At 36.3% G+C, this 21,901-nt stretch carries 17 protein-coding genes; 7 read left to right on the top strand and 10 right to left on the bottom strand.

The features are described from left to right. Positions 1-15: 15 nt before the first annotated feature. From OEA66_RS17090 to OEA66_RS17080, 3 genes are all read right to left on the bottom strand, one after another. Complete coding sequence (locus tag OEA66_RS17090; RefSeq protein WP_267282522.1) at positions 16-282, bottom strand: hypothetical protein; 267 nt, start codon at positions 280-282, stop codon at positions 16-18. Between the two features lie 198 nt (positions 283-480). Next, positions 481-867, bottom strand: a complete 387-nt coding sequence (locus tag OEA66_RS17085; protein ID WP_267282521.1) for a hypothetical protein — start codon at positions 865-867, stop codon at positions 481-483. 85 nt (positions 868-952) lie between these two features. Next, positions 953-1,549 carry a Crp/Fnr family transcriptional regulator gene (locus OEA66_RS17080; protein WP_267282520.1) on the bottom strand — a complete coding sequence of 199 codons (597 nt, stop codon included), beginning with the start codon at positions 1,547-1,549 and terminating at the stop codon, positions 953-955. A 254-nt stretch (positions 1,550-1,803) separates the two neighbouring features. Here OEA66_RS17080 and OEA66_RS17075 point away from each other — a divergent pair, with 254 nt between their 5' ends. Continuing rightward, positions 1,804-1,974, top strand: a complete 171-nt coding sequence (locus OEA66_RS17075; protein ID WP_267264576.1) for a lmo0937 family membrane protein — start codon at positions 1,804-1,806, stop codon at positions 1,972-1,974. A gap of 129 nt (positions 1,975-2,103) precedes the next feature. On the opposite strand, the gene OEA66_RS17070 is transcribed toward OEA66_RS17075, so the two are convergent. After that, positions 2,104-2,322 carry a hypothetical protein gene (locus tag OEA66_RS17070; RefSeq protein ID WP_267264575.1) on the bottom strand — a complete coding sequence of 73 codons (219 nt, stop codon included), beginning with the start codon at positions 2,320-2,322 and terminating at the stop codon, positions 2,104-2,106. A gap of 333 nt (positions 2,323-2,655) precedes the next feature. Between OEA66_RS17070 and OEA66_RS17065 the strand changes: the two genes are divergently transcribed. The 6 genes from OEA66_RS17065 to OEA66_RS17040 all read left to right on the top strand — a co-directional run bounded on the left by OEA66_RS17065 (position 2,656) and on the right by OEA66_RS17040 (position 12,753). After that, positions 2,656-4,056 (top strand): glycoside hydrolase family 28 protein, encoded by a 1,401-nt coding sequence (locus tag OEA66_RS17065; protein ID WP_267282519.1) that lies wholly within the window; start codon positions 2,656-2,658, stop codon positions 4,054-4,056. Between the two features lies 1 nt (position 4,057). After that, entirely contained in the window at positions 4,058-7,666 is a 3,609-nt protein-coding gene (locus OEA66_RS17060) for a DUF4450 domain-containing protein (RefSeq protein WP_267282518.1), read from the top strand. Between the two features lie 130 nt (positions 7,667-7,796). After that, positions 7,797-9,932, top strand: a complete 2,136-nt coding sequence (locus OEA66_RS17055; RefSeq protein WP_267282517.1) for a hypothetical protein — start codon at positions 7,797-7,799, stop codon at positions 9,930-9,932. Between the two features lie 352 nt (positions 9,933-10,284). Continuing rightward, the gene (locus OEA66_RS17050) at positions 10,285-11,331 is read left to right on the top strand and encodes a GntR family transcriptional regulator (protein ID WP_056076505.1); all 1,047 of its coding nucleotides are present in this window, start codon (positions 10,285-10,287) and stop codon (positions 11,329-11,331) included. A 257-nt stretch (positions 11,332-11,588) separates the two neighbouring features. After that, positions 11,589-12,032 (top strand): nuclear transport factor 2 family protein, encoded by a 444-nt coding sequence (locus OEA66_RS17045; RefSeq protein WP_267282516.1) that lies wholly within the window; start codon positions 11,589-11,591, stop codon positions 12,030-12,032. Positions 12,033-12,141: 109 nt separating this feature from the next. Beyond that, entirely contained in the window at positions 12,142-12,753 is a 612-nt protein-coding gene (locus OEA66_RS17040) for a DUF1877 family protein (protein ID WP_267282515.1), read from the top strand. Between the two features lie 193 nt (positions 12,754-12,946). On the opposite strand, the gene OEA66_RS17035 is transcribed toward OEA66_RS17040, so the two are convergent. From OEA66_RS17035 to OEA66_RS17010, 6 genes are all read right to left on the bottom strand, one after another. Continuing rightward, positions 12,947-13,093 (bottom strand): alpha-hydroxy-acid oxidizing protein, encoded by a 147-nt coding sequence (locus OEA66_RS17035; protein WP_267282514.1) that lies wholly within the window; start codon positions 13,091-13,093, stop codon positions 12,947-12,949. 41 nt (positions 13,094-13,134) lie between these two features. Next, positions 13,135-14,538, bottom strand: a complete 1,404-nt coding sequence (locus OEA66_RS17030) for a glycoside hydrolase family 140 protein (RefSeq protein ID WP_267282513.1) — start codon at positions 14,536-14,538, stop codon at positions 13,135-13,137. A gap of 569 nt (positions 14,539-15,107) precedes the next feature. Further along, complete coding sequence (locus tag OEA66_RS17025; RefSeq protein WP_267282512.1) at positions 15,108-16,259, bottom strand: alpha-hydroxy acid oxidase; 1,152 nt, start codon at positions 16,257-16,259, stop codon at positions 15,108-15,110. 3 nt (positions 16,260-16,262) lie between these two features. After that, positions 16,263-17,648, bottom strand: a complete 1,386-nt coding sequence (locus OEA66_RS17020) for an FGGY-family carbohydrate kinase (protein ID WP_267282511.1) — start codon at positions 17,646-17,648, stop codon at positions 16,263-16,265. A gap of 430 nt (positions 17,649-18,078) precedes the next feature. Next, entirely contained in the window at positions 18,079-19,356 is a 1,278-nt protein-coding gene (locus OEA66_RS17015; protein ID WP_267282510.1) for a sugar isomerase, read from the bottom strand. Between the two features lie 202 nt (positions 19,357-19,558). After that, the gene (locus tag OEA66_RS17010; RefSeq protein ID WP_267282509.1) at positions 19,559-21,661 is read right to left on the bottom strand and encodes a bifunctional aldolase/short-chain dehydrogenase; all 2,103 of its coding nucleotides are present in this window, start codon (positions 21,659-21,661) and stop codon (positions 19,559-19,561) included. Between the last annotated feature and the right edge of the window lie 240 nt (positions 21,662-21,901).

Here is a 21,901-nt window from a genome sequence, read left to right as displayed (position 1 = left end):
TAATTTTTAACTAAATCAATCCAGTTCTACATCTTTAAAAACACTGATTGTTCCATCAAAATGAGCAACAGAAATTTCCATGGCCTTTTCAAAATCGATGAAGTGTTCCATTTCGTCTTCATCTTGATTGTCTTTATCAAAAATCTTTACTTCAAAAGGAACTTCACTTACAAACGCCAGTTCGCCTTCATATTTTTTCTTCTTTTTGTAAAGCACAGTGACACTTTCAATTGTTTTAGGGTTTTGTAATAGTTCGTTTTTTAAATCGTTTGTAATTTTCATATTATTTTTTATTTGGTTTATAAAAAACAATCCTAAAAAATTTCTTTTCAGGATTGATAATTGTAACATCAATGATTTCACATCATTGTTTCAAGATAAAAAATTAATGTCTAATCTAAATAATCAAATTAATTTTTCATTTTGTTTGAGTTACTAAATTTATTGAAGGTTTATGATAGAATTTAGGCTAATTATGTTTTAATGAAAGTTGTAACAAAGCTGATAGACATCTCTGAAATAAAACTCTTCCGCTTCCACAGATTGTTTTGCAGCAGAAATAGTATTTGAATAAACTGAAAATTGATCAAATGGAGTTTTTGTAACCGTTTGAATTTTTTTCGCACAAAGACAATAATCTTGATCGTTTTCTCTGTGATCGTTTAGATTCATTCTTTTTACCTCTGTAGCGTTCATCAATGCTGCCGTTTCAAAAACAGATTGATTTAAAGTAAACCAGGGTTCACCATGATAAAAATAATGATCTATGATTTCAGGATGATTGATTTGCGATAAATTTTCAGGTGCTGAAGAATGATAACCACCACAATTCTTGCAGAAAGCTACTTTAATATAAATATTTTCCATACTATTAATTTTGGTTAACTTTCTTATTACAGAATTTGTGCCATCATTGATGGATTCTAAGAAATTGGTTAAAGTTTAATGAAATTTAAACATAAATCTTTCGATTGATAATTTTCACCACTCCTTCCCTTTCCAGCATTTTTACCGTTCTTACAACCGTTTCAACTCGCAGAGCAGTTAATGATGCAATTTGTTGTCTCGTTAAAGGAATTTGATAAGAAAATTTAGTTTGATCATCGGTAAAACTTTTGTAATAATCTAAAGCACCTTTTACACGAACAGCCGGTTTTAAAGAGGAATTGTTTTCCAGCATGATGTACTTATAATAAAGTCGCTCCGACAAAAATTTGTTAATATCTCTTGAAATCTGAGTATTTTCATCGAGCATTTTTTCAAAACTGATTTTAGAAAGTTTTAAAACGGTACATTTTTCAAAAGTTATTGCATTTACCGGATAATTTCTATCAATAAATAATAACAGTTCGCAAACACTCAAACCTCTTTCCAATATGGCAAAAATAAGTTCTTTCCCTTCCTCATTATATGTATTGAGTTTAATTCTTCCATCAACAACTTGATAATAATATTTAGGAATATCTCCTTCACTGAAAATAATTTCACCAGACTTAAAAATTTCAGTCTCTGCACCGTATGCAATTAAAACTTCTTCAGAAATCAACATAATTCGCACTTTTTTAATTAAACACTAAGCAAAAGTTTACAACAATTATTCCACTACGACTTGATTTTTTTTAAAAATTTAAAATTAATAGTAACTGTGAAATATAAATTTCAATAAAATAAAAGTACCACATTAATAGATTTAAACAATTGAAATTCAAGAATAAAATCAAATCTAAAGTTTATTAAATTCAAAATATTATCAAAAAAGGCACAAAAAATGTATAGTTAATGGTAACCAAAAAAATTATTATTATGAGAAGTATTTTGTGGCTGGTTGCAGTAATCTGCATTATAGCATGGGTATTAGGAATGTTAGGAGTAATTCCGGGAATGGATACTGGAAGTTTAATTCACGCCTTATTGGTGATTGCGATTGTAGTTGTAGTAATTAACTTACTCACTGGTCGAAAACCACTTAACTAACGATACAATTTTACAATGATAAAAGCTAAAAATTAATTTTTAGCTTTTTTTTATTTAAAAATCAAACTTATTTCACAAAAAAAGAGAACAAATTTTGCTCTCTTTGTATTTTTTTAACAGCCGAAATGTTTAATTTGAGTAGGCTCCTTTGTTTTGGAAAACGTTCATTCCTTCAATTTTTCCGTTTTCGATATTGTAAATGACTTCCACTGAAAAACATGAAATTTCATATAAAACATATTTTACAGTGTTCAGTACTCTTTCATTCATGATACGTCCTTGATTGATGACAAGTTCAGATTGAGTTTGGTTGGGCAAGTTTTTGAAATCGTAAAGTGAAATATTCATAGCTGTTAATTTTTGTTAATTAGTATACATTTCACTATACAATTTCTTTACCAAATTTGGATAATTTCTTTTTATACTTAAAATATTTATATTTAAATAATATATTTATTATCAATATGATTACAGTCATAACAATTATTAAACTGAACTTTCACTAGACTAAATCAAAAACTTATATTCATAATTAATATATGTTTGATAAAATGCGTAATCGATTACAAAAATTTAAATATCCCGACAGTGCAGGATAATTTTTATTTTCAATTAATTTAGATTGCGATTATAAAAGAAAGTGTTTTAAGATACTTAAAATTAAACTATATCCTTACACGTATGAAAAAACTGGCATTTATACTACTTGCATCAATGTCGATATCACTATCGGCTCAATATAAACCGTGGACTTCCGCAAAGCAACCTCTGAAAGAAATCAAAGCTTTAAAAAAGCAAATCAAAAAACCTGAATTCAGAAAAGCAGACTATCTGATAACGGATTTCGGAGCGGTGGGAGACGGAAAAACAAAAAATACAGAAGCTTTCAAAAAAGCAATTGAAAAGTGCAGTTCTGAAGGTGGTGGAAGAGTTGTGGTTCCAAACGGCGTTTTCTTAACGGGTGCGATTTATCTCGAATCAAATGTGAATCTGCATTTGACGGACGGTTCAACGATTCTGTTCAGTCAGGACAGCAATGATTACCCTATCGTTTTCACGCGTTGGGAAGGAATGGAATGTATGAATTATTCATCTTTGATTTATGCTTACGAAGAAGAAAACATTGCCGTGACCGGAAAAGGAACTTTGGATGGAAATTCAGATTTAGACAACTGGTGGTTCTGGTGTGGTGCAACAAAATACGGCTACAACACATCGCGTCCGGGAAGACAGAATCCTGCAAGAGCTAAACTTCACGAATATATGGCCAACAGAACGCCTGCCAGAGAAAGAATTTTTGGGGACGGATGGTATTTAAGACCGAATTTCGTTCAGCCTTACAAGTCTAAAAACTTTTATATGGCGGATGTTTTGGTGAAAAATTCTCCAATGTGGAATCTGAATCCTGTTTTGTGTGAAAATGTTTTGATTGAAAGAGTAAAAGTCATCAGTCACGGACCAAACAACGACGGTTTCGACCCTGAAGCGTGCAAAAATGTCTGGATTAAAGATTCATATTTTGACACAGGAGACGACTGTATAGCCATCAAATCAGGTAGAGACGAAGACGGAAGAGATATCGGAAGACCAGCAGAAAATCACATCATCGAAAACTGCGAAATGAAAGACGGTCACGGCGGTGTTGTGATTGGAAGTGAAATTGCAGGCGGCGCAAAAAATATTTACGCCATCGGAAACGTGATGGACAGCAAGAATCTTGACCGAGCGTTGAGAATTAAAACCAGCTCAAGCCGTGGCGGAACGATAGAAAATGTATTTTTCTACAACACAAAAGTGGGCGCTTACAAAGAAGCTGCCGTACGTTTCAATATGCATTATGAAAAACCTGGAAATCACATTCCGACCATCAGAAATATTTGGGTTGAAAATTTAACCGTTGACAAAGGCGGAAAATATGCCGTATTCTCTGACGCTTACGAATCTTCGCCAGTGACAGATTTCACAATGATTAATGCTAAAATGGTTGGCGTTCAGATTCCTTACAAAGTAGATTACCTGAAAAATGTGACTTTAAAAAATGTAACCGTTAACGGACAGCCATTAACCGAGTTAAAACCATAAAATGCGAAGAAAAACCATTTTCGCCGGACTTCTGATTTTATCGGCATTCTCACTCTCCTATTCCCAATCGAAACATTGGCAGAATAATGAGCGTGAACTGCATTACAAAGAAGACAAAGGCGATTTTTTACTGGTCAACGGAAAGTACAGATTCAACCGAGCTTTGTATGGTGACAACCGTGCTTCGCGAGTTGAAGCGGGAGATTTGCCGGAATTCGCACTGTATCTTCCGGTAATGGGCGGGAATCTTCAGTTCGTTATTCAGAAAGGAAATTCGATTAAGAAATTAATTCAGGCTGATAAAATTGAAACGCGTTACCGTCCAGGTTCAATGCTGTATGAAATCAAAGACCCGATTCTCGGAAACGGAACTTTAAAACTGACTGTTTTGGCACAGGCTAAGGAAGAAGGTTTGGTTTTAAAAATGGAAACTCTAAATATAGATTCTTCCACAAAAATCTATGCAGTTTACGGCGGTGCGAGCGGAACGACTTTCAGCAGAAACGGCGACATCGGCGCAGACCCGGAATCCGGATTTTACCTGTTGCCTGAATATTGTCTGAATAATCAGTTTCAATTAAACAAAAATCAGTTTCAACTCAATTATTTAAATAAGAAAAAAGAAACTCAAACCGTTAGTGGAAGTTTTTCAAATGTCAATTCATTACAGCAAACCGATGCTGAGACTTTGGAAAAATTGGGTGAGTTTACTCAAAATAAAACGGACAAATCACCTATTGTTTACGCTTCCTATTCTTCACAAAAAAATCCGGTTTATATTCAGGTTGCCAAAGGAAAATCAGATAAGAACTTTTCAGATGAAGAGTTAAAAAATATTTTCAATGAAGCGGAAAAATCCCGTTTGACATTAACGAACAGAATTCAGCTGAAAACTCCGGATTCAGATTTAAATAATTTCGGAGCTAATTTAGCCGTTGCAGCGGATGGAATTTGGGAAAGCCCGACCTTTCTTCACGGCGCAGTTGCCTGGAGAATGCGGTTGAATGCGTGGCGTGGTGCTTACACAGCCGATGCGTTGAACTGGCACGACAGAGCGAAAGAACATTTTGAAAGTTATGCCAATTCGCAGGTTCTGAAACCCGATTTTGCACCTGTAGAAATGGACACGATGCGTCATCTTGCCCGACACGAGGAGAAAATGGGAACTTCTGTTTTTTCAAGCGGATATATTTCCAGAAATCCGAATGACAATACAAAACCACACCATTACGATATGAATCTGGTGTTTTTTGACCAGATGTTTTCGCATTTCAATTACACCGGCGACAAAGAATTCCTGAAAAAAATGTGGCCGACAATGGTTCGCCATATGGACTGGGAAAAACGGAATTTCAAACGTGGTGATTTGTATGACGCGTATGCAGCGATTTGGGCAAGTGATGCGCTTCAATATTCCGGTGGAAAAGTGACGCACACTTCGGCCTATAATTACAGAGCCAACCGTGAAATGGCAAAACTGGCGAAAATCATTGGTGAAAATCCTCAGCCTTACGAACAGGAAGCAGATGCGATTTTAAAAGCAATGAAAAACCAGCTTTGGATAAAAGACAAAGGCTATTTCGCTGAATTTAAAGATGCTTTGGGTAATCAAATCGTTCACGACAAACCGGGAATATGGTCGATTTATCACGTTTCCGATGCGTTTATTCTGAATGAATTTGAAGATTACCAAAACTTACAGTATATCAATCATCATACGCCAAAAATTCCTATTACGGTAAAAGGTGCTGATAATAAAGACTATTTCACGTTAGCAACAACCAACTGGCAACCATACGATTGGTCGATTAACAATGTGGCTTTGGCGGAAAATTTACAGACCGCTTTGGCGTATTGGCAAGCCGGAAGAACAGAAGATGCATATCAACTTTGGAAGGGAAATCTGGTGGAGTCGATGTATTACGGCATCAGTCCGGGGAATTTCGAACAGCTTTCTCATTACGATGCGTTTCGTGGAGAATTGTACCGTGATTTTGCCGACCCGATTGGTGTGGCATCAAGAACTTTGACGGAGGGACTTTTCGGCGTTTATCCGAATTTACTGGAGAATAAAATCAGCATCAAACCTGGTTTTCCGAAAGACTGGAATTCTGCCGAGCTGAAACTTCCGGATTGGGATTATCAGTTTACCAGAACTTCGAAGAAAACCGAGTATTTATTCAAATCAAAATATCAGAATCCGGTGGCGCTGGAAATGAAGATTCCTGTGAATTATTCAAACATCAAATCGGTGAAAGTGAATGGTAAAAAAGTGGATTGGAAGATTAAACCCAATTCCATTCTGCAACCATTTGTTCAGTTTGAAACGCCAAAAGGAAAAGATTTTAAGATTGAAATCAACTATTCCGGAGAAGAACTGAAAAACGAGCAAACCGATTACATCAATTATATTTCCGAAAATCTTCAGTTGAATTTCGATTCAAAAAAGAAAATTAAAAATATCTTCGACCCACAAGGAATGATTAAAAATTCCCCTCCTCTGGAGGGGTGGATTCGACCAAAGGGAGAAGACGGGGTGGTTAACCAGGCAATCACACTAGATAATAAGGAACGAAAAGGAACTTTCTTCGTTCAGGTCGAGCAAAACAGAACAACCTGGTGGCAACCGGTGAATGTTGACATTCGTTTTCCTCTGGAGACAAAGTGGGTGAATAAACAACTTCAGATTCAATCCAACTCTTCCAATCCAATTAATGGAAAGCTATATATAAATGGTTTAAATAAAACTTTCTCGATTCAAAAAAATCAAAATACAATTATTGAAATTCCGACAAATATTTTGAGCAAAGGAACCAATTCAATCGTACTTGATTACAACGGAATTAAACAGAATATCGAAATCACAGATTGGGAAATTGAAAACAAAGGTCAATTCAATTCCATTTCTTTGGCTTCAAAATACAATGAAAAAGTAACCGAAATTTTCAATCAGAAATACCTTTCACCAAGATTGGAAGTTCCGACTTTACAGCTTCCGTGGCAGGGAATCGGAAACTGGTGTTACCCATTAATCACCGCTCAAATCGATGACAGCGGATTGATGAGCAAAAGAAAAAACGGCAAAGTTGAGTTTCTTGGAATTCCATTTTTAATTGATAAAACCGATAAAAATATCGCATTTGTAAGTCAGTGGGATAATTATTCAGATGCTCTTGAAATTCCAATTTCAGGAAAAGGAAAGAAAATTTATTTTCTGATGGCTGGAACTACGAATCCGATGCAGTCACAGATTGTGAATGGAAAAATTACAGTTCAGTATGCTGACGGTTCGACAACAGAATTAGAACTGAAAAATCCGACGAACTGGTGGCCGATTGAGCAGGATTTGTTTGATGATAATTTCGCGTTTGAAATTCCGGATGATAAAATTCCGTATCGCGTGAAACTGAAAACCGGAGAATTGTACAAAGGCGGAACTTTGAGCAAATATTCGAGTATCAAAGGATTTACCGACCGTCAGGTGGATGGTGGTTCTGCCACAATTCTGGATTTGCCGATTGATGCGAGTAAAGAATTAAAATCGATAAAATTAACGGCCGTGAGCAATGATGTGGTGATTGGAATGATGAGTGCGACGGTTTTAAAATAAATAAAAAAATATCAGCGCAAGACTTCGACAAGCTCAGTCTGACAGCACGGTAGAACATTTAGTATTAGGATTGTCAGGCTGAGCCTGTCGAAGCCTAAGTTGCAAGTTTTAAAATATTAATTGAGATAAAATGAAAAAAATTACAATATATCTTGGGATTTTCCTGATGGGATTTTCTTCAGTGAATGCCCAGAAAATCGACCGTAAAAAGGTCGTTCAGCGACATAATATTGTCAACACAAAAGCAGATACGCTTTCCACTTTTACAGTGGGAAACGGAAAATTTGCCTACACGGTTGACATTACCGGAATGCAGTCGTTTCCTGAATATTACAAAAACGGAGTTTCCCTCGGAACACAGTCTGAATGGGGCTGGAACAGCTTTCCGAATAAAGAGAATTATAAATTTGAGGAAACTTTAAAGCCTTACGATTTCAATAATGACGGGCGAAAAGCTTTGTACTCTGTTCAAATCAAAGAACCGGAAAGAAATAAAGGGGCTGTGGAATATTTCCGTGTGAACCAACACCGTTTGCAGTTGGGAAATATCGGGATTGAACTGACGAAAAAAGATGGTCAGAAAGCAAAAATTTCAGATTTAACCAACATTAATCAGAAAATTGATTTGTGGACGGGAATTATCACCAGCGAATTTTCTCTGGAAGGAACTCCGGTAAAAGTCTGGACGGCTTCTTTCCAAAATTCAGATAGAATCGGGGTGAAAATCGAATCTGATTTGGTAGCTAAAGGAAAGCTTAAGGTTTTTGCCAAATATCCGCATCCGTCGGGGCAGTTTTTGGATGACGCTGCCTTTTATGGAAATGAAAATGACCACACAACAAAAATCGTTTCGTCACAATCGACGCAAGGCTTAATTCAGCATAAATTGCAAAGCACGGATTATTATACTCAATTCAATTTTACGGAAGGAAAACTTCGTGAGGCCGGAAAGCATTACTTCGTTTACGAGCCTTCGTCGAAAAACAAAACCGTTGAGTTGAGTGTTGAGTTTTCAGCTAAAAATCCGAAATCGAACAGAACTTTATTCGCTGATGCTGAAAAAGAAAGTACTTCCGGTTGGAAAAACTTCTGGGAAAGCGGTGCTGCCGTTGATTTTGAAGGAAGTACAGACCCGAGAGCCAATGAGTTGGAAAGAAGAGTTGTCTTATCAGAATATTTAACGAAAGTGCAGTGTGGAGGAAGCAATCCGCCTCAGGAAACTGGCTTGACTTTCAACAGCTGGTATGGAAAACCACATACAGAAATGCATTGGTGGCACGGCGTTCACTTTGCTTTGTGGGGAAGACCGGAGATTTTGGAAAAGCAACTGGATTATTATTTCAGGTCATTTGATAAAGCTAAAAAATTAGCAGAAAGACAAGGTTACAAAGGCGTTCGCTGGATTAAAATGTCAGACAATGAAGGAAACGAAAGTCCGTCTTCTGTTGCTGCATTTTTGATTTGGGAGCAACCGCACATCATTTATATGACCGAACTTTTATACCGCAACAGCAAAGACAAAAAGGTTTTAGAAAAATATAAAGATTTGATTTTTGCGACGGCTGATTTTATGGCTGATTTTGCAACTTACGATAAAGAAAAAAATCGCTACAATTTGGGGAAAGGCGTGATTCCGGCTCAGGAAGTTTTCCCTGCGAAAGATACTTATAACCCAACTTACGAAGTGGCGTATTGGGATTGGTCGCTGAAAATCGCTCAAGAATGGAAAGAAAGATTGGGGCAACCGAGAGATAAAAAATGGGATGATGTGATTAATAAACTGGCTCCGCTTCCGGTACAGGACGGCGTTTATTTATCGACAGAATCTGCAAAAGACTCGTTCACATTTCCAAAATGGATGACCGACCACCCAGCAGTTTTAGGTGCCTTAGGAATGGTTCCTGAATCTCCGAAACTGGATAAGAAAATAATGAAAAACACACTGGATATCGTTTGGGAAAGATGGAACTGGGAACATACCTGGGGTTGGGATTTCCCAATGACGGCGATGAATGCAGCAAGACTGGGACTTCCAAATAAAGCTTTGGACGCTTTGTTTATGAACATTCAAACAAATACTTATCTGAAAAACGGACATAATTTCCAGGACAAGCGTCTTAGAATTTATCTTCCAGGTAACGGCGGTGTTTTGACAACCGTTGCGATGATGCTCGAAGGTTGGGACAGCTCGACCGGACAATTTCCTGGTTTCCCGAAAGACGGAAGCTGGAAAATAAAAGCAGAAGGTTTTAAAAAGATGCCTTAAAAATTTCACATTCATATAGTTTCTAAAGTCTGTTCCGAAAGGGGCAGGCTTTTTTTGTTGGAGAGTTTTGGGGTTGGAGGGTTGGAGTGTTTGAGGGTGGTAGCGTTGAAAATATCCGAAACTTTCAGGGTTTTGAAAATCTTGAAGGTGGAAATGGGAATTTTACATAATTTTAATCAGATGACTCTGAATTTTATAATCTACTGATAACCAACAGTTTTAAACTATCAGCATTATAAAAAACATTCATGAATCTGTTACTTCAAATTTTTGTATCTTGTTTTCAGCTATTAATCGCTTTTGATTAAGGCAAATTTTTTAACTGAATTGCATTTCCTATCTGTAAAAAATCATGGCCGAAACATTAGAAATCAACATCAATGAAAACTCCAGAGTTCCGAAATACAAACAGATTGTAGATTCTATTCTGAACGGAATTGATGGAGGGCAAATAAAAATCGGAGAAAAAATTCCGTCAATCAATGAACTCAGCGAATCCTGCTTTCTTTCCCGAGACACTGTGGAAAAGGCTTACAAAGAGCTTCGCAAAAGGCAAATTATTGAATCTGTAAAAGGTAAAGGTTATTATATTTCCCGCATCAATAAGAACGACATTATCAATATTTTCTTTCTGATCAACAAGCCGAGTACGTATAAAATGATGATTTACAATTATTTCGTCAATGCAATCGGTACCAAAGGCAATGTGGAGATGTACATCTATCACTGCGACGAAACGCTTTTCATCAATGCGCTGAAAAAAAATCTTGGGGGATTTGATTATTATGTTGTGATGCCTCACTTCCGTGATGAGCAATCGAAACATACGAGTTCAACACAGGAAGTTTTAGATATTATCGAACAGATCCCGAAGAACAAACTTTTACTTTTAGACAATACAAAACCTAATATTTCAGGAGATTACGGATCAATTTTCCAGGATTTCGAGCATGATATTTATGATGCGCTGAAGGAAGGTTTAGATAAAATCAAAAAGTACGAGAAGATTATTTTGGTCTATCCTGACAAATCCATTCATCCCTACCCTTTCCGTATTGTTCGCGGTTTCGAGCAGTTTTGCAGAGATTTTAAACTCGATTATGAAATTTTGGATGAGATTTATCCCGACATGGAATTGCAGGACAAAGATATTTTCATTACCATCCGTGAACGTGATTTGGTCAATTTAGTAAAACAAATCCGTCAGAAAAATTTAAAACTGGGTGAAGACATCGGAATTATTTCCTACAACGAAACCCCTTTAAAAGAATTGCTGGGAATTACCGTGATTACGACTGATTTTAAGGCAATGGGTGAATCTGCTGCGTATATGATTTTGAAGAACAAGAAGGAGCAGGTGAATAATGTTTTTAAATTTATTCAGAGAGAATCTCTATAGATAATTGATAATTGATATAAATTATAAATGAATGTCGATTGTTAATCATAACGCTAAGATCAGCAGTCATTTTGTCATTCCGTAGGAATCTCAACACACCAAAATAAAGCAGTTCAGATTCCTACGGAATGACAGACAAACCGTTAAAAAACTAAGTTATTACTACTAAAGGACATTCATTATATTATACTTTAAAAGAATAAGATTCTAATAATTATCGGAATAAATTTAAATCCTTCAAAAAATATTTAATTAAAATGATTAAAAAAATAATTTCCGCCATGACTTTTTTAGTGGCGATCACTGTTTTCGGACAGAAAAAAAACGATATCCAATCTGTAACAGATATAGCAGAAAAACTGAGATCAGCAATGATCAGCGGTGAAAAATCAGCATTGCAATCTTTAATTGTACCGGAACTGACTTACGGACATTCGGGAGGTCATATTGATGATGCCAAAGAATTTGTTGAAAAACTGGTCAGCAAAAAATCAGATTTTCTAACGATTGATATTACGAACCAAAACATACAGATCGTCGGAAATACAGCGATTGTCCGTCACCATTTTTATGCAACGACTGCTGATTTTGGAAAGGAGCCTGGTGATGTGACTTTGGATATTTTATTGGTCTGGACAAAGGTGAAAAACGACTGGAAATTGCTGGCGAGACAGGCAGTGAAGTCGGAGAAGAAAAAGTAATCATCACGTTTGTAATTAATATAATTCAAAAAAATCAATCAGCTAATTTAACCGAAAATAGGAAAATTGATAGTTTGAATGTTACAACAAATTAAAAACTATTATTAAAATGGGTCTTGACTTAGCACTTTTTTCAATCTCAAACAAAGCAAAATTCGTACTTGAAAAGGCTAAAGTAAACGAAGATTATGCAAATGATTTTGATAAAATTCAAGATACAAATAAACTGAGATTACATCTTAGAATGATTCAGTCAAATCCTGACGGAACGCCAGAAAAAGTTTTAAAAGAATTGATTGAAGACTCAAAGGTCGTTTTATCACATTATCCAGACAACAAGATTGATAAGTTTCAGTTTTTTAGCCAGACTCGTGGATACGAAACCTTAAACTATCTTTTAATTAAATTTTTTGTATCGAAAAATATTGATTTTGATAATACTAAATTATTTTTTGGTGGAATAGATATTATAAACAATTCTCAGTATCTACGTTTCCAATATTTTGATAATTTGAAAACCTTAGAAATTTCTAATTTATTACAAGCTATAGACTTTTCAGACATCGTCAAATTTTACGACTATGATGAAATGGAAAATACCGTTTATAAATTATTAAAACCTGAAAACCTTACCGATTTAAAAGGCGAATTTGAAGAATTAAAAGCATTTTTCAACGAAGCAAAACTATTGAATGCATTTGTTGTGATTAAAATAAGCTAAAATTATATTTCTATGTCATTCGCTTGATTTGAATTTTTTCTAAATATTGATTTTGGGTAAAGCCCATCTGAATTGATTATAAAAAAACGGGCTAAAGCCCGTTCCTATTGATATTATTTCGTAATTATTTTACTCTAAACTTCTGCAACTCCTCCGGCGTATCACAGCAAACCTGCTCCATCACCTGTCTGAACTACATTTTCAACATTTCAATAATGTGATCACCACCTTTATCTCCTAAAGCTCCGACGGCATACATACACGTTCTACCCATAAAGGTAAATTCTGCGCCGCAACTCAAAGCACATGCAACATCTGCTCTTATGCACCTGTTTATCATTATGCTAACAGTTCAATCATCCTCAAAAAAATTACTGAAGTTCACAGATAATTCTTGCTCGCATCCACCGCCACAAAAACGAAATCCTTAGCATCTCCATTCTCTTTATCAGGCGTAAACTGTACAATTTTATTTCCGTCCACTTCCCCAATATACTTGTACCCGCCGGTTCTTGGATTGTACCACCAACATTTTTTCTTCTTACCACTGATCTTCGACAAATCGATCTGCATACTTCTTCCGGCGTAATTGTAGACGAGCAGGTAATCTGCTCCGCGGGTAGCAATAAGTCTTTCGTAACGCTCGCCCACTTCCCCTTTAATAATACTTTGATCTGGAATTCTTTCAAGATATGGAAATTGCAACATTAGATTTTTTAAATACTGCATCTGTACAAAACCTGCGTCATTGAGACATTCGTACCACGCACGCTGAGCTCCGTATGCAGGCGACAAACCTGGTCTGTAAAACTGCATAATAGAATTGTGTCCGTAAGTGTGCCCAAAAGAACCTGCAAACACCGACCAATACGCATATCGTCTCACGTCATGATCTTTCCATCGTGGTTCGCTGGCATCATGAAGTCCCTGTGGAATGTCTTCGTACGAAGGTTCGCCATCGATGATGGGTTTTAAAGGTTTTATCGAAAGTGCTTTTTCGGCATATCTCCAGTTGTCTTCTTCGGTATCGGCGATTTTTTTAGCTTCACCGTCGCCTTTCCGCTGTCCGTATCTTCTGTGACCGCTCTGGAACATATTGAAATCTAACCAAACGGAACTGTTAAACCAATCTGCTGAACTCGTAGTACCGAAAGGATGATAGGTCATCAAATGGTTTTTGTCAACGGACTTTATGCTATTGGCCAAAGCTTCCCAGACTTCTGTTTTGATATCGCCTTTCATATCGCCTCCAATAAACCAAATGATATTGGGCGAATCTTTATACCGTTCTGCTAAAAACTGCCCGTACTTTTTTGCCTGATCTACATCCATTTTTCCTGCTTTGACCAGTCCGCCCCAGATGCAGACCATCCCGATGTAAATTCCATTTTTCTCGGCTGTTTTTACAATATAATCCATGTGATGCCAATATCCATACACTCCTTTTTGGTTGATGTTGCTAAAATCAAAACCGTCAGTCATTGAAGGCTGTCCGTATTTATTGAAAGCAGGAACAGCATTGATGGTCTGTACCTGAACGACATTAAATCCGTTTTTTGCACATTGACTCAGATAAAAATCTACTTCATCACGATCGGTACGTTCCGGCAGAAGCCATCCGGTTTCTCCTAACCAGAAAAATGGTTTTCCGTTTTTATGCTGTAAATATCTACTGTTTGCACTGACCTGCAGCGCTCCGTTTGACCATGGTAATTCCTGCTTTTTGTTTTGAGAAAAGGTAATAACTGAAAAAATAATGAGGAGAAATATTAGGAATTTTTTCATGAGAGGAGTTTGGTTTTTAAATGATTTCGTTTTTGATAATTTTTTGTTTTCATGATGTGATTTTACCACTAAGAACACTAAGCATTTCACTTCGAACACAAGGCTTGTGAACCTTGTGAAAATCTTTGTGTTCCTTGTGGTAAAAAATACATATGCAATAATTTTTCAAACATTACACAAATTGTTTTAACGCAAAGATTATTTTAATGTTGCATATTTTTTAAGAAAGCTAAGGCAAATAAATTTGCTTCGCAAAACTTGAAAACATTCTTTGAATGTTGATTAAAAATAGTATTATAAAACAAAAAATACAATTCATCGAACTGTATTTTTTTTTGCTATAATTATTCAAAAATATTTTTATTTTAACGCAAAGTGCACAAAGAATTTTTAAATACTATCTGCTTTTAAGTTACGTAAAGCCGTTTCACTTATACAAGCTCACTAAGCTTTTCATTCATTACAAAATAAGGACATCTTTTGATATGAAAATTGATGGTTCGCATTCTGTAAAGTTGTACTTAGATAAAATATCTTTAAATGAAAACGTAAAAACTTCCAGCTTAAACCTACTTCACCCTAAACTTCTGCAACTCTTCCGGCGTGTCACAGCAAACCTGCTCCATCACCTGTCTGAACTGCATTTTCAGCATTTCAATAATATGATCACCACCTTTTTCACCTAAAGCTCCAACGGCATACATAAACGTTCTTCCCATAAAGGTAAATTCTGCACCACAACTCAAAGCTCGCGCAACATCCGGACCGGTTCTTACGCCACTGTCCATCATAATTTTAATCTGACCTTTGTATTTTTCACTGATTTCTTTTACTACCGCAATGGTTGATTCTCCCGCATCCAACTGTCTTCCACCATGATTGGAAATAATCATTCCATCGAAACCTAGACGTACTGCTTCGGCTGCATCTTCATCGGAAGCAACACCTTTGATGACCAATTTTCCTTTCCATTTATCACGGATGGCTTTGATTCTGTCTGAATTTAATCTGCCGGAAAAAGTAGAGTTCATGAACTGTCCCAATTGTTTCACATTCATGTTTTTATCCATGTATTTTTCCATTGTTTTAAAACTTGGAACGCCATGTTTTAAAATTTCAAGACACCATTCCGGTCTCGCCAAAGCTTGGGAAACATTTCTGAAATTCAGCTGCGGAGGCATTGCCAAACCGTTTCTGATTTCTTTGGCTCTGTAACCGAAAGTCGGAACATCTGACAAAACACATAAAACGTCATAGCCAGAAGCTTCACAACGGTCAAGAATATCGTCACGCAACCATTCTTCTCTTGGATGGTAGAGTTGATACCATGCTTTTCCTTCCGTCAATTCAGCAATTCTTTCGATACTGCTTGTCGTTACGGTACTTAATATAAAAGGAATATTATGTTTAAAAGCTGCTTTCGCTAAAATTTCTGGTGCGTTTGGCCACATCAAACCTTGCAATCCAACAGGAGAAATTCCAAAGGGTGCTGAATATTTTACACCGAATAATTCCGTTTCCATATTGGCCTCAGAATAATTATTATTCAGGTAACGTGGGCGAAGCAAAACATCTCTCAATTCACTTGTATTTCTGTCACGGTTAATATTTTCATTACAGCCGCCATCCAGATATTCGAAAGCGAAACGTGGCATTTTCTTTTTTGCTTTTTCGATCAGCAATTCGAGGGAAGCATAGTTGGTATCAAATGGAAATGCCATGTTTTATAAATTAAGGATTAAAGGCTGAAGCACTTTCATCTGATAATGCTGTTGTAAAAATGTTTCGTCTATTTTTTTGTTAGAAATCACCATCGATGCTCCCAAAGCCGATCCCAACGGAGAGTGTGTTGACATCACATTGTAATGTTGGAAATGGTGCGACATCAGTTTCATAAAGACATCATTGTCTGTGAAACCGCCGTCTATGTAAATATTTTTTATTTCCGAATTTCCAATGGCGTTGGTAATCGTGTGAATCTGCAAATCCATTAACTCAATCATTAATTGATGATACGCCTCTTCAAAGGTTGCGAATGAATTTAAATCTGTTGCGGTAATCATTTTTCGTTTTAAAATAATCCCTTCAAAACGGAAATAGATATTTTTATTTTTCATCAGACGCAGGTACAGATCCTGATCAAACTGCACATCTCTATGGAAACCGTATTCTTTTCCGTAGTAAGCACACAATTTTTCAACCTGAATTTTGTATTCATTTCCCATGAAAAAACGGGATGCTTTCACACGTTTACCGTCGATTCTCATGTAATTCAGACAGTTATTTTCGATATCTCCATCCGTTAAACTTTCATCATTGAATGGATTTAAAGAAATACTCCATGTTCCTGTTGAAAGCAGTAGAAACGGCTCTTTTTTACTTAAAATATAAGGCAACAGCGCAGAAGAACTGTCATGAATTCCAACACCGATTTTAATTTTTTTATTTCTGTAAGACGTGTTAATGCTTGCGGAAGTCGGAACGATGGGACCTAACAAGGCATCGATTCCTTCTTCATACACCCAATCGTGATAATCTGCTTTGTCGTAATCCCAAAGGTTGGTATGACAGCCGATTGAGGTAAATTCCGAAACGCAAATTCCGGTAAATAAATACGATAAATACTGAGGTAAATGAAGACTGTAACGGATTTTTTTGAAAACTTCCGGATGCTTGTATTTTAACCAGAATAACTGCAGTCCGGAGTTTAGCATTCCGGTTTGTGGAGATGCGGTTTCGCGGGCAATTTTCAGTTTGCTGCCATGTTTTTCGTAAAAGAGATCAAGAATTTCCTGATCCATCGGTTTGGTGTAGTTGTACAGAGGCGTCAGAACATTTCCTTTCTGATCAAGGTGCACAAAACTTGCTCCGTACGTGGAAAAATTGATGGCTTTTACTTCAAAATTTTCATCATCGAGAATGGCATTGAAGTTATCTTTGATCCAGTTTTGGAGTGCCGCAAGATCTTCTGTGGGATAACCATCTTCATCGGTGGTAAGGGGAAGTTCGGTATATTCACGCACAACTTCTTTGTAATTTTTATCAAATAAAAAAAACTTTTTGTTGGTTTTTCCAATATCAAATACGATGGTTACCTTTTTTTTGGACATTCCTGAGATGAATTTAATGATTTATTATAAAATGATTATTAGTTTTTTTTCAAAATGTGAATTAGAATTGTTCTAATATTTTTAACGCAAAGTGCGCAAAGTTTTTTTTTGACAAGCTGACTATTTTTAAGTTCGCAAAGGAGTTCCACTCAGCAAAGTCACAAAAGATTTTTTATTAACAAAATATTTTTAGAAAAGTACCTTTACATAATTCTTCTAAAATAGTTTAAAATCATTTTAAATTTAATAATTTTAAAAAACCATCAAGGAGTGTTTAGTGATTAAAAATAATTAAGAAAAAAATCCACTGATTTCTTAAATAAAGAATCTATTATTAATTTTCTAAACACTCGGGTCTCAACGGTAAATAAGGATACATATAATTAAACTTTCGATTGCACCTGAAAGTAATTATCAAATAAAACGGATTTTATAATCCGGTTGCTTTTGCCCAGCCTCTTTCAGAAATCAAGGTTTCTCTCACCTTTAAACTTCTGTAAGCAGCTATCGGATCTAAAGCCGCACCGGTCTGCAGTCTTGCCGCTTTTAACAACGGACGAACGTCTGTTCTGTAAGCGTTCTGCAAAATATCCTGAGCTGCAACAACGTCATTGTTAAGCTGTGCTTCTTTTAAAGCCTTCTGATCAACCAAAAGTGCCTGAGCATAAGCGATTAAGATTGCTTCCAGAGACTGTAATAAATCTTCCAAAGGATCTTTAATGTTATGACTTGCATCGATCATCCAGGCCGGATAAGGATTGTTGGCATTATTTTCCATTCCGTACACCAATTCATTGAAAATCAGGAATAAAGCATAAGGTTTAATAGAACCAACCGTCAAATCATCATCGCCATATTTACTATCGTTGAAGTGGAAACCACCCAATTTACCTTTGTACATCAAGGTTGCAACGATTTGCTCTATATTGGTGTTTGGTAAATGGTGACCCAAATCAACTAAGGTGAAAGCTCTTTCTCCGCAAGCGTTTGCCAGCATGAAAGAAGTTCCCCAATCCTGGATAGTTGTTGAATAGAAATTCGGTTCATAAGGTTTGTATTCTATGAATAATTTCCAGTCTTCCGGCATTCCTGCGTAGATTTCTTTTAAGCTTTTTTCAGTGTTTGATAAAGCCGTCTGGAAATTTAACTGTCCAGGAAAACTTGCTCCATCCGCCAACCAAACGGTTAGGCTTTTTGAACCTAATTCTTTTCCAATTCTGATTACTTCTTTGTTGTGTTCAACAGCGTAAACTCTTGAATCTTCGTTTACAGAATTTAAAGAACCGAATTTGTACGAATGTTTTGCATCCGGCTGATCCTGAAATGTGTTTGAGTTCATCGCATCAAAGATCAATCCGTGAGACGCTGCACTTTCTTTCAAAGCACTTACATCACTTGGAATATCCCATGGAATGTGTAGTGAAACTGCTCCAGCAGAATGAGTAAGTACGTGAAGCAATCCAACATCATCTAATTTCTGTTCTAAAACTGCAGGTTCGCCACCGTAAGAAAATCTTCCGAAACGGGTTCCGCCGGCACCTAAAGCCCAGCTCGGAATTGCCACCTGGAAATCAGCGATCTTGTCAACAATTTCAGAAACGTTCGAACCTGATTTTGTTAATTTATCTGATAAATAAGCGAAGTCTGAATTGAAATTTTCAACTTCGTTTTTGTTGTGTTGTTCAATGATATCTTTTCCTATAATCATGATTTATTTTTAAATTTATTTTTACCACAAAAGTCACAAAAGCTTTCCTGAAAATTTCTAGCTTTAATGTTTTGCGCATTAATGTTCAAATAAGCCTTGTCTTTTCAATTCAACAAATTTCGGTAATCCTTATTTGATCTTTTCAGAATCCGAATAATAACTTTAATAAACTTTTGTGCCTTTTGTGGTTAAATTTTTAATATTATCTTGGGAAAGCATTCGCCATTCCGCCATCTACATTGATGATATTTCCTGTTGTTTTATCTAAAATAGCAACACAAGCGAAAACTCCGTTTGCGATATCTTCAGGAAGGATAATTTCGTTTAGCAAATTTCTTTTTGCATAAAATGCCGGTAATTCTTCTACAGAAATTCCGTTTGCTTTTGCACGACCTTCTGCCCAAGAACCTTCCCAGATTTTGCTTCCAACGATAACACCATCCGGGTTCACCACATTCACACGGATTTTATCAGGTGCCAATTCTGCTGCCAATAATCTTGTCATGTGCTGCTGAGCTGCTTTTGCAGTTCCGTAAGCTACGTTGTTTGGTCCTGCAACCAATCCGTTTTTACTTGCAATATTAACGATGTCACCACCTAAATTTTGCTTTTTCATGATTTCAGTACCGCTTTTAGCCATCAAAAACTGACCTTTTACCAATACATTTTCAAGTAATTCCCAGTCTTTAGTTGTTGTATCTTCTAAAGATTTAGAAATAGCCAAACCTGCAGAATGAACGATGATATCTACTCCACCGAAAGCTAAAACAGCTTCTTTAAAGGCATTGGCAATAGATTCTTCATTCGTCACATCACACGGAACAGATACTGCCTGATCTTTGTTATACTTTGCAGTAACAGCTTCCACAGCTTCCTGATTAAGATCTGTATAAACTACAACAGCACCTTCCTGAAGCATTTTGTCAGCGATAGCCTGTCCGATTCCACCTCCTGCTCCGGTTACGATCGCAACTTTTCTTGACAATGGTTTTTCTTTTGGCATTCTCTGCAATTTCGCTTCTTCCAATAACCAGTATTCGATGTCGAATGCTTCCTGTCTTGGCAGAGAGGTATATTCAGAAATTGCTTCTGCGCCACGCATTACGTTGATTGCATTTACGTAAAATTCATTCGCAACACGCGTTGTCTGCTTATCTTTTGAGAAACTGAACATTCCCACTCCCGGGTAGATGATGATCACCGGATTCGGGTCACGCATTGCAGGGCTGTTTGGATGTTTACAGGTTTCATAATAGTCTTTGTATTCCTGTCTGTACTGTTCGAAAAGTGGATTTAGTTTTTCTAAAATAGCTTTAGAATCGCTTAAATCTTCATTTTTATCTAAAGTCAACACTAACGGTTGAATCTTTGTTCTTAAGAAGTGATCTGGGCAAGACGTTCCCATTGGAGCGAGTCTTTCCAAATCATTGCTGTTGATGTATTCCAAAACAACATCGCTGTCTGTGAAATGACCGACCATTCTGTTTTCGGAAGAAGCTAAACCTCTCAACAAAGGCATAATCTGAGCAGCTTTGTTTTTACGTTCGTCAGCAGGAAGAGATTCTACTTTCTGTCCGCCAAAAACCTGTCCGTTTTCTTCAATTTTTTTAGCGATATATTCAGAAGCCATTTCGATTACCTCCAGACTGTTCATGTAAGATTCGTAAGAAGTTTCTCCCCAAGTGAATAAACCGTGGCTTCCTAAAACGATTCCTCTGATTCCCGGATTATCGGCTAAACATTTTTCCAGCTGTAAACCTAAGTCAAAACCGGGACGCTGCCATGGAACCCAGCCCATTGTATCTCCCCAGATTTCTTTGGTAATTGCTTCGCTGTTTTTAGCGGCAGCTACAGCAATTAATGCATCCGGGTGAAGGTGATCAATATGTTTAAATGGAAGCAAGCCATGCAAAGGCGTATCAATAGAAGGTGCTTTGCTTTCAAGATCGAAAATACAGTGGTCAAATAAACCTACCATTCTGTCTTCGTCTGCAAGACCTCCGTAAACATTTTTAAGATTTCTTAATCTTTCCGTATATAATCCGGCGATTCCTTTTCTTGTAAGTGTTCCGATGTCTCCACCTGAACCTTTTACCCACATTACTTCAACTTCCTCATTAGTCAAAGGATCTTTTTCGATGGTTTTGCAACTTGTGTTACCACCACCATAATTGGTAATTCTAAGGTCTGCTCCTAATATGTTTGAACGGTATAAAAATAAAGCCACCTGGTCGTCGCCAAATGATGCTGCTTTTTCTTCATCCCATAAATAATCTACATATTTAAATGTTTTTACGTTTTCCATTTGTTTTCTTTTGTTTTTCTGAATTTTACTCAAATTTAAATTCTTATCCTTTTTTCAGCATCCCGTACTATACTGCTAAATGCTTTATTTAAAGATAATTTAACGTTTTATTTTTATCGAAATAAAATTGTCATTTAGTGAATTTATTGAGTTTTATGATTAATAATTTGTGATTAAGTGTCGTTTAAAAAATTTAAACATTAAGAAAATCTAAAAAACTGATGATTGAAAACCACAATT

The sequence above is a fragment of the Chryseobacterium luquanense genome, from assembly GCF_026460945.1.
GTDB lineage: Bacteria > Bacteroidota > Bacteroidia > Flavobacteriales > Weeksellaceae > Chryseobacterium > Chryseobacterium luquanense.
Note: the sequence above shows the minus strand (reverse complement) of the source record. Positions and strands in the feature narration are given on the sequence as shown.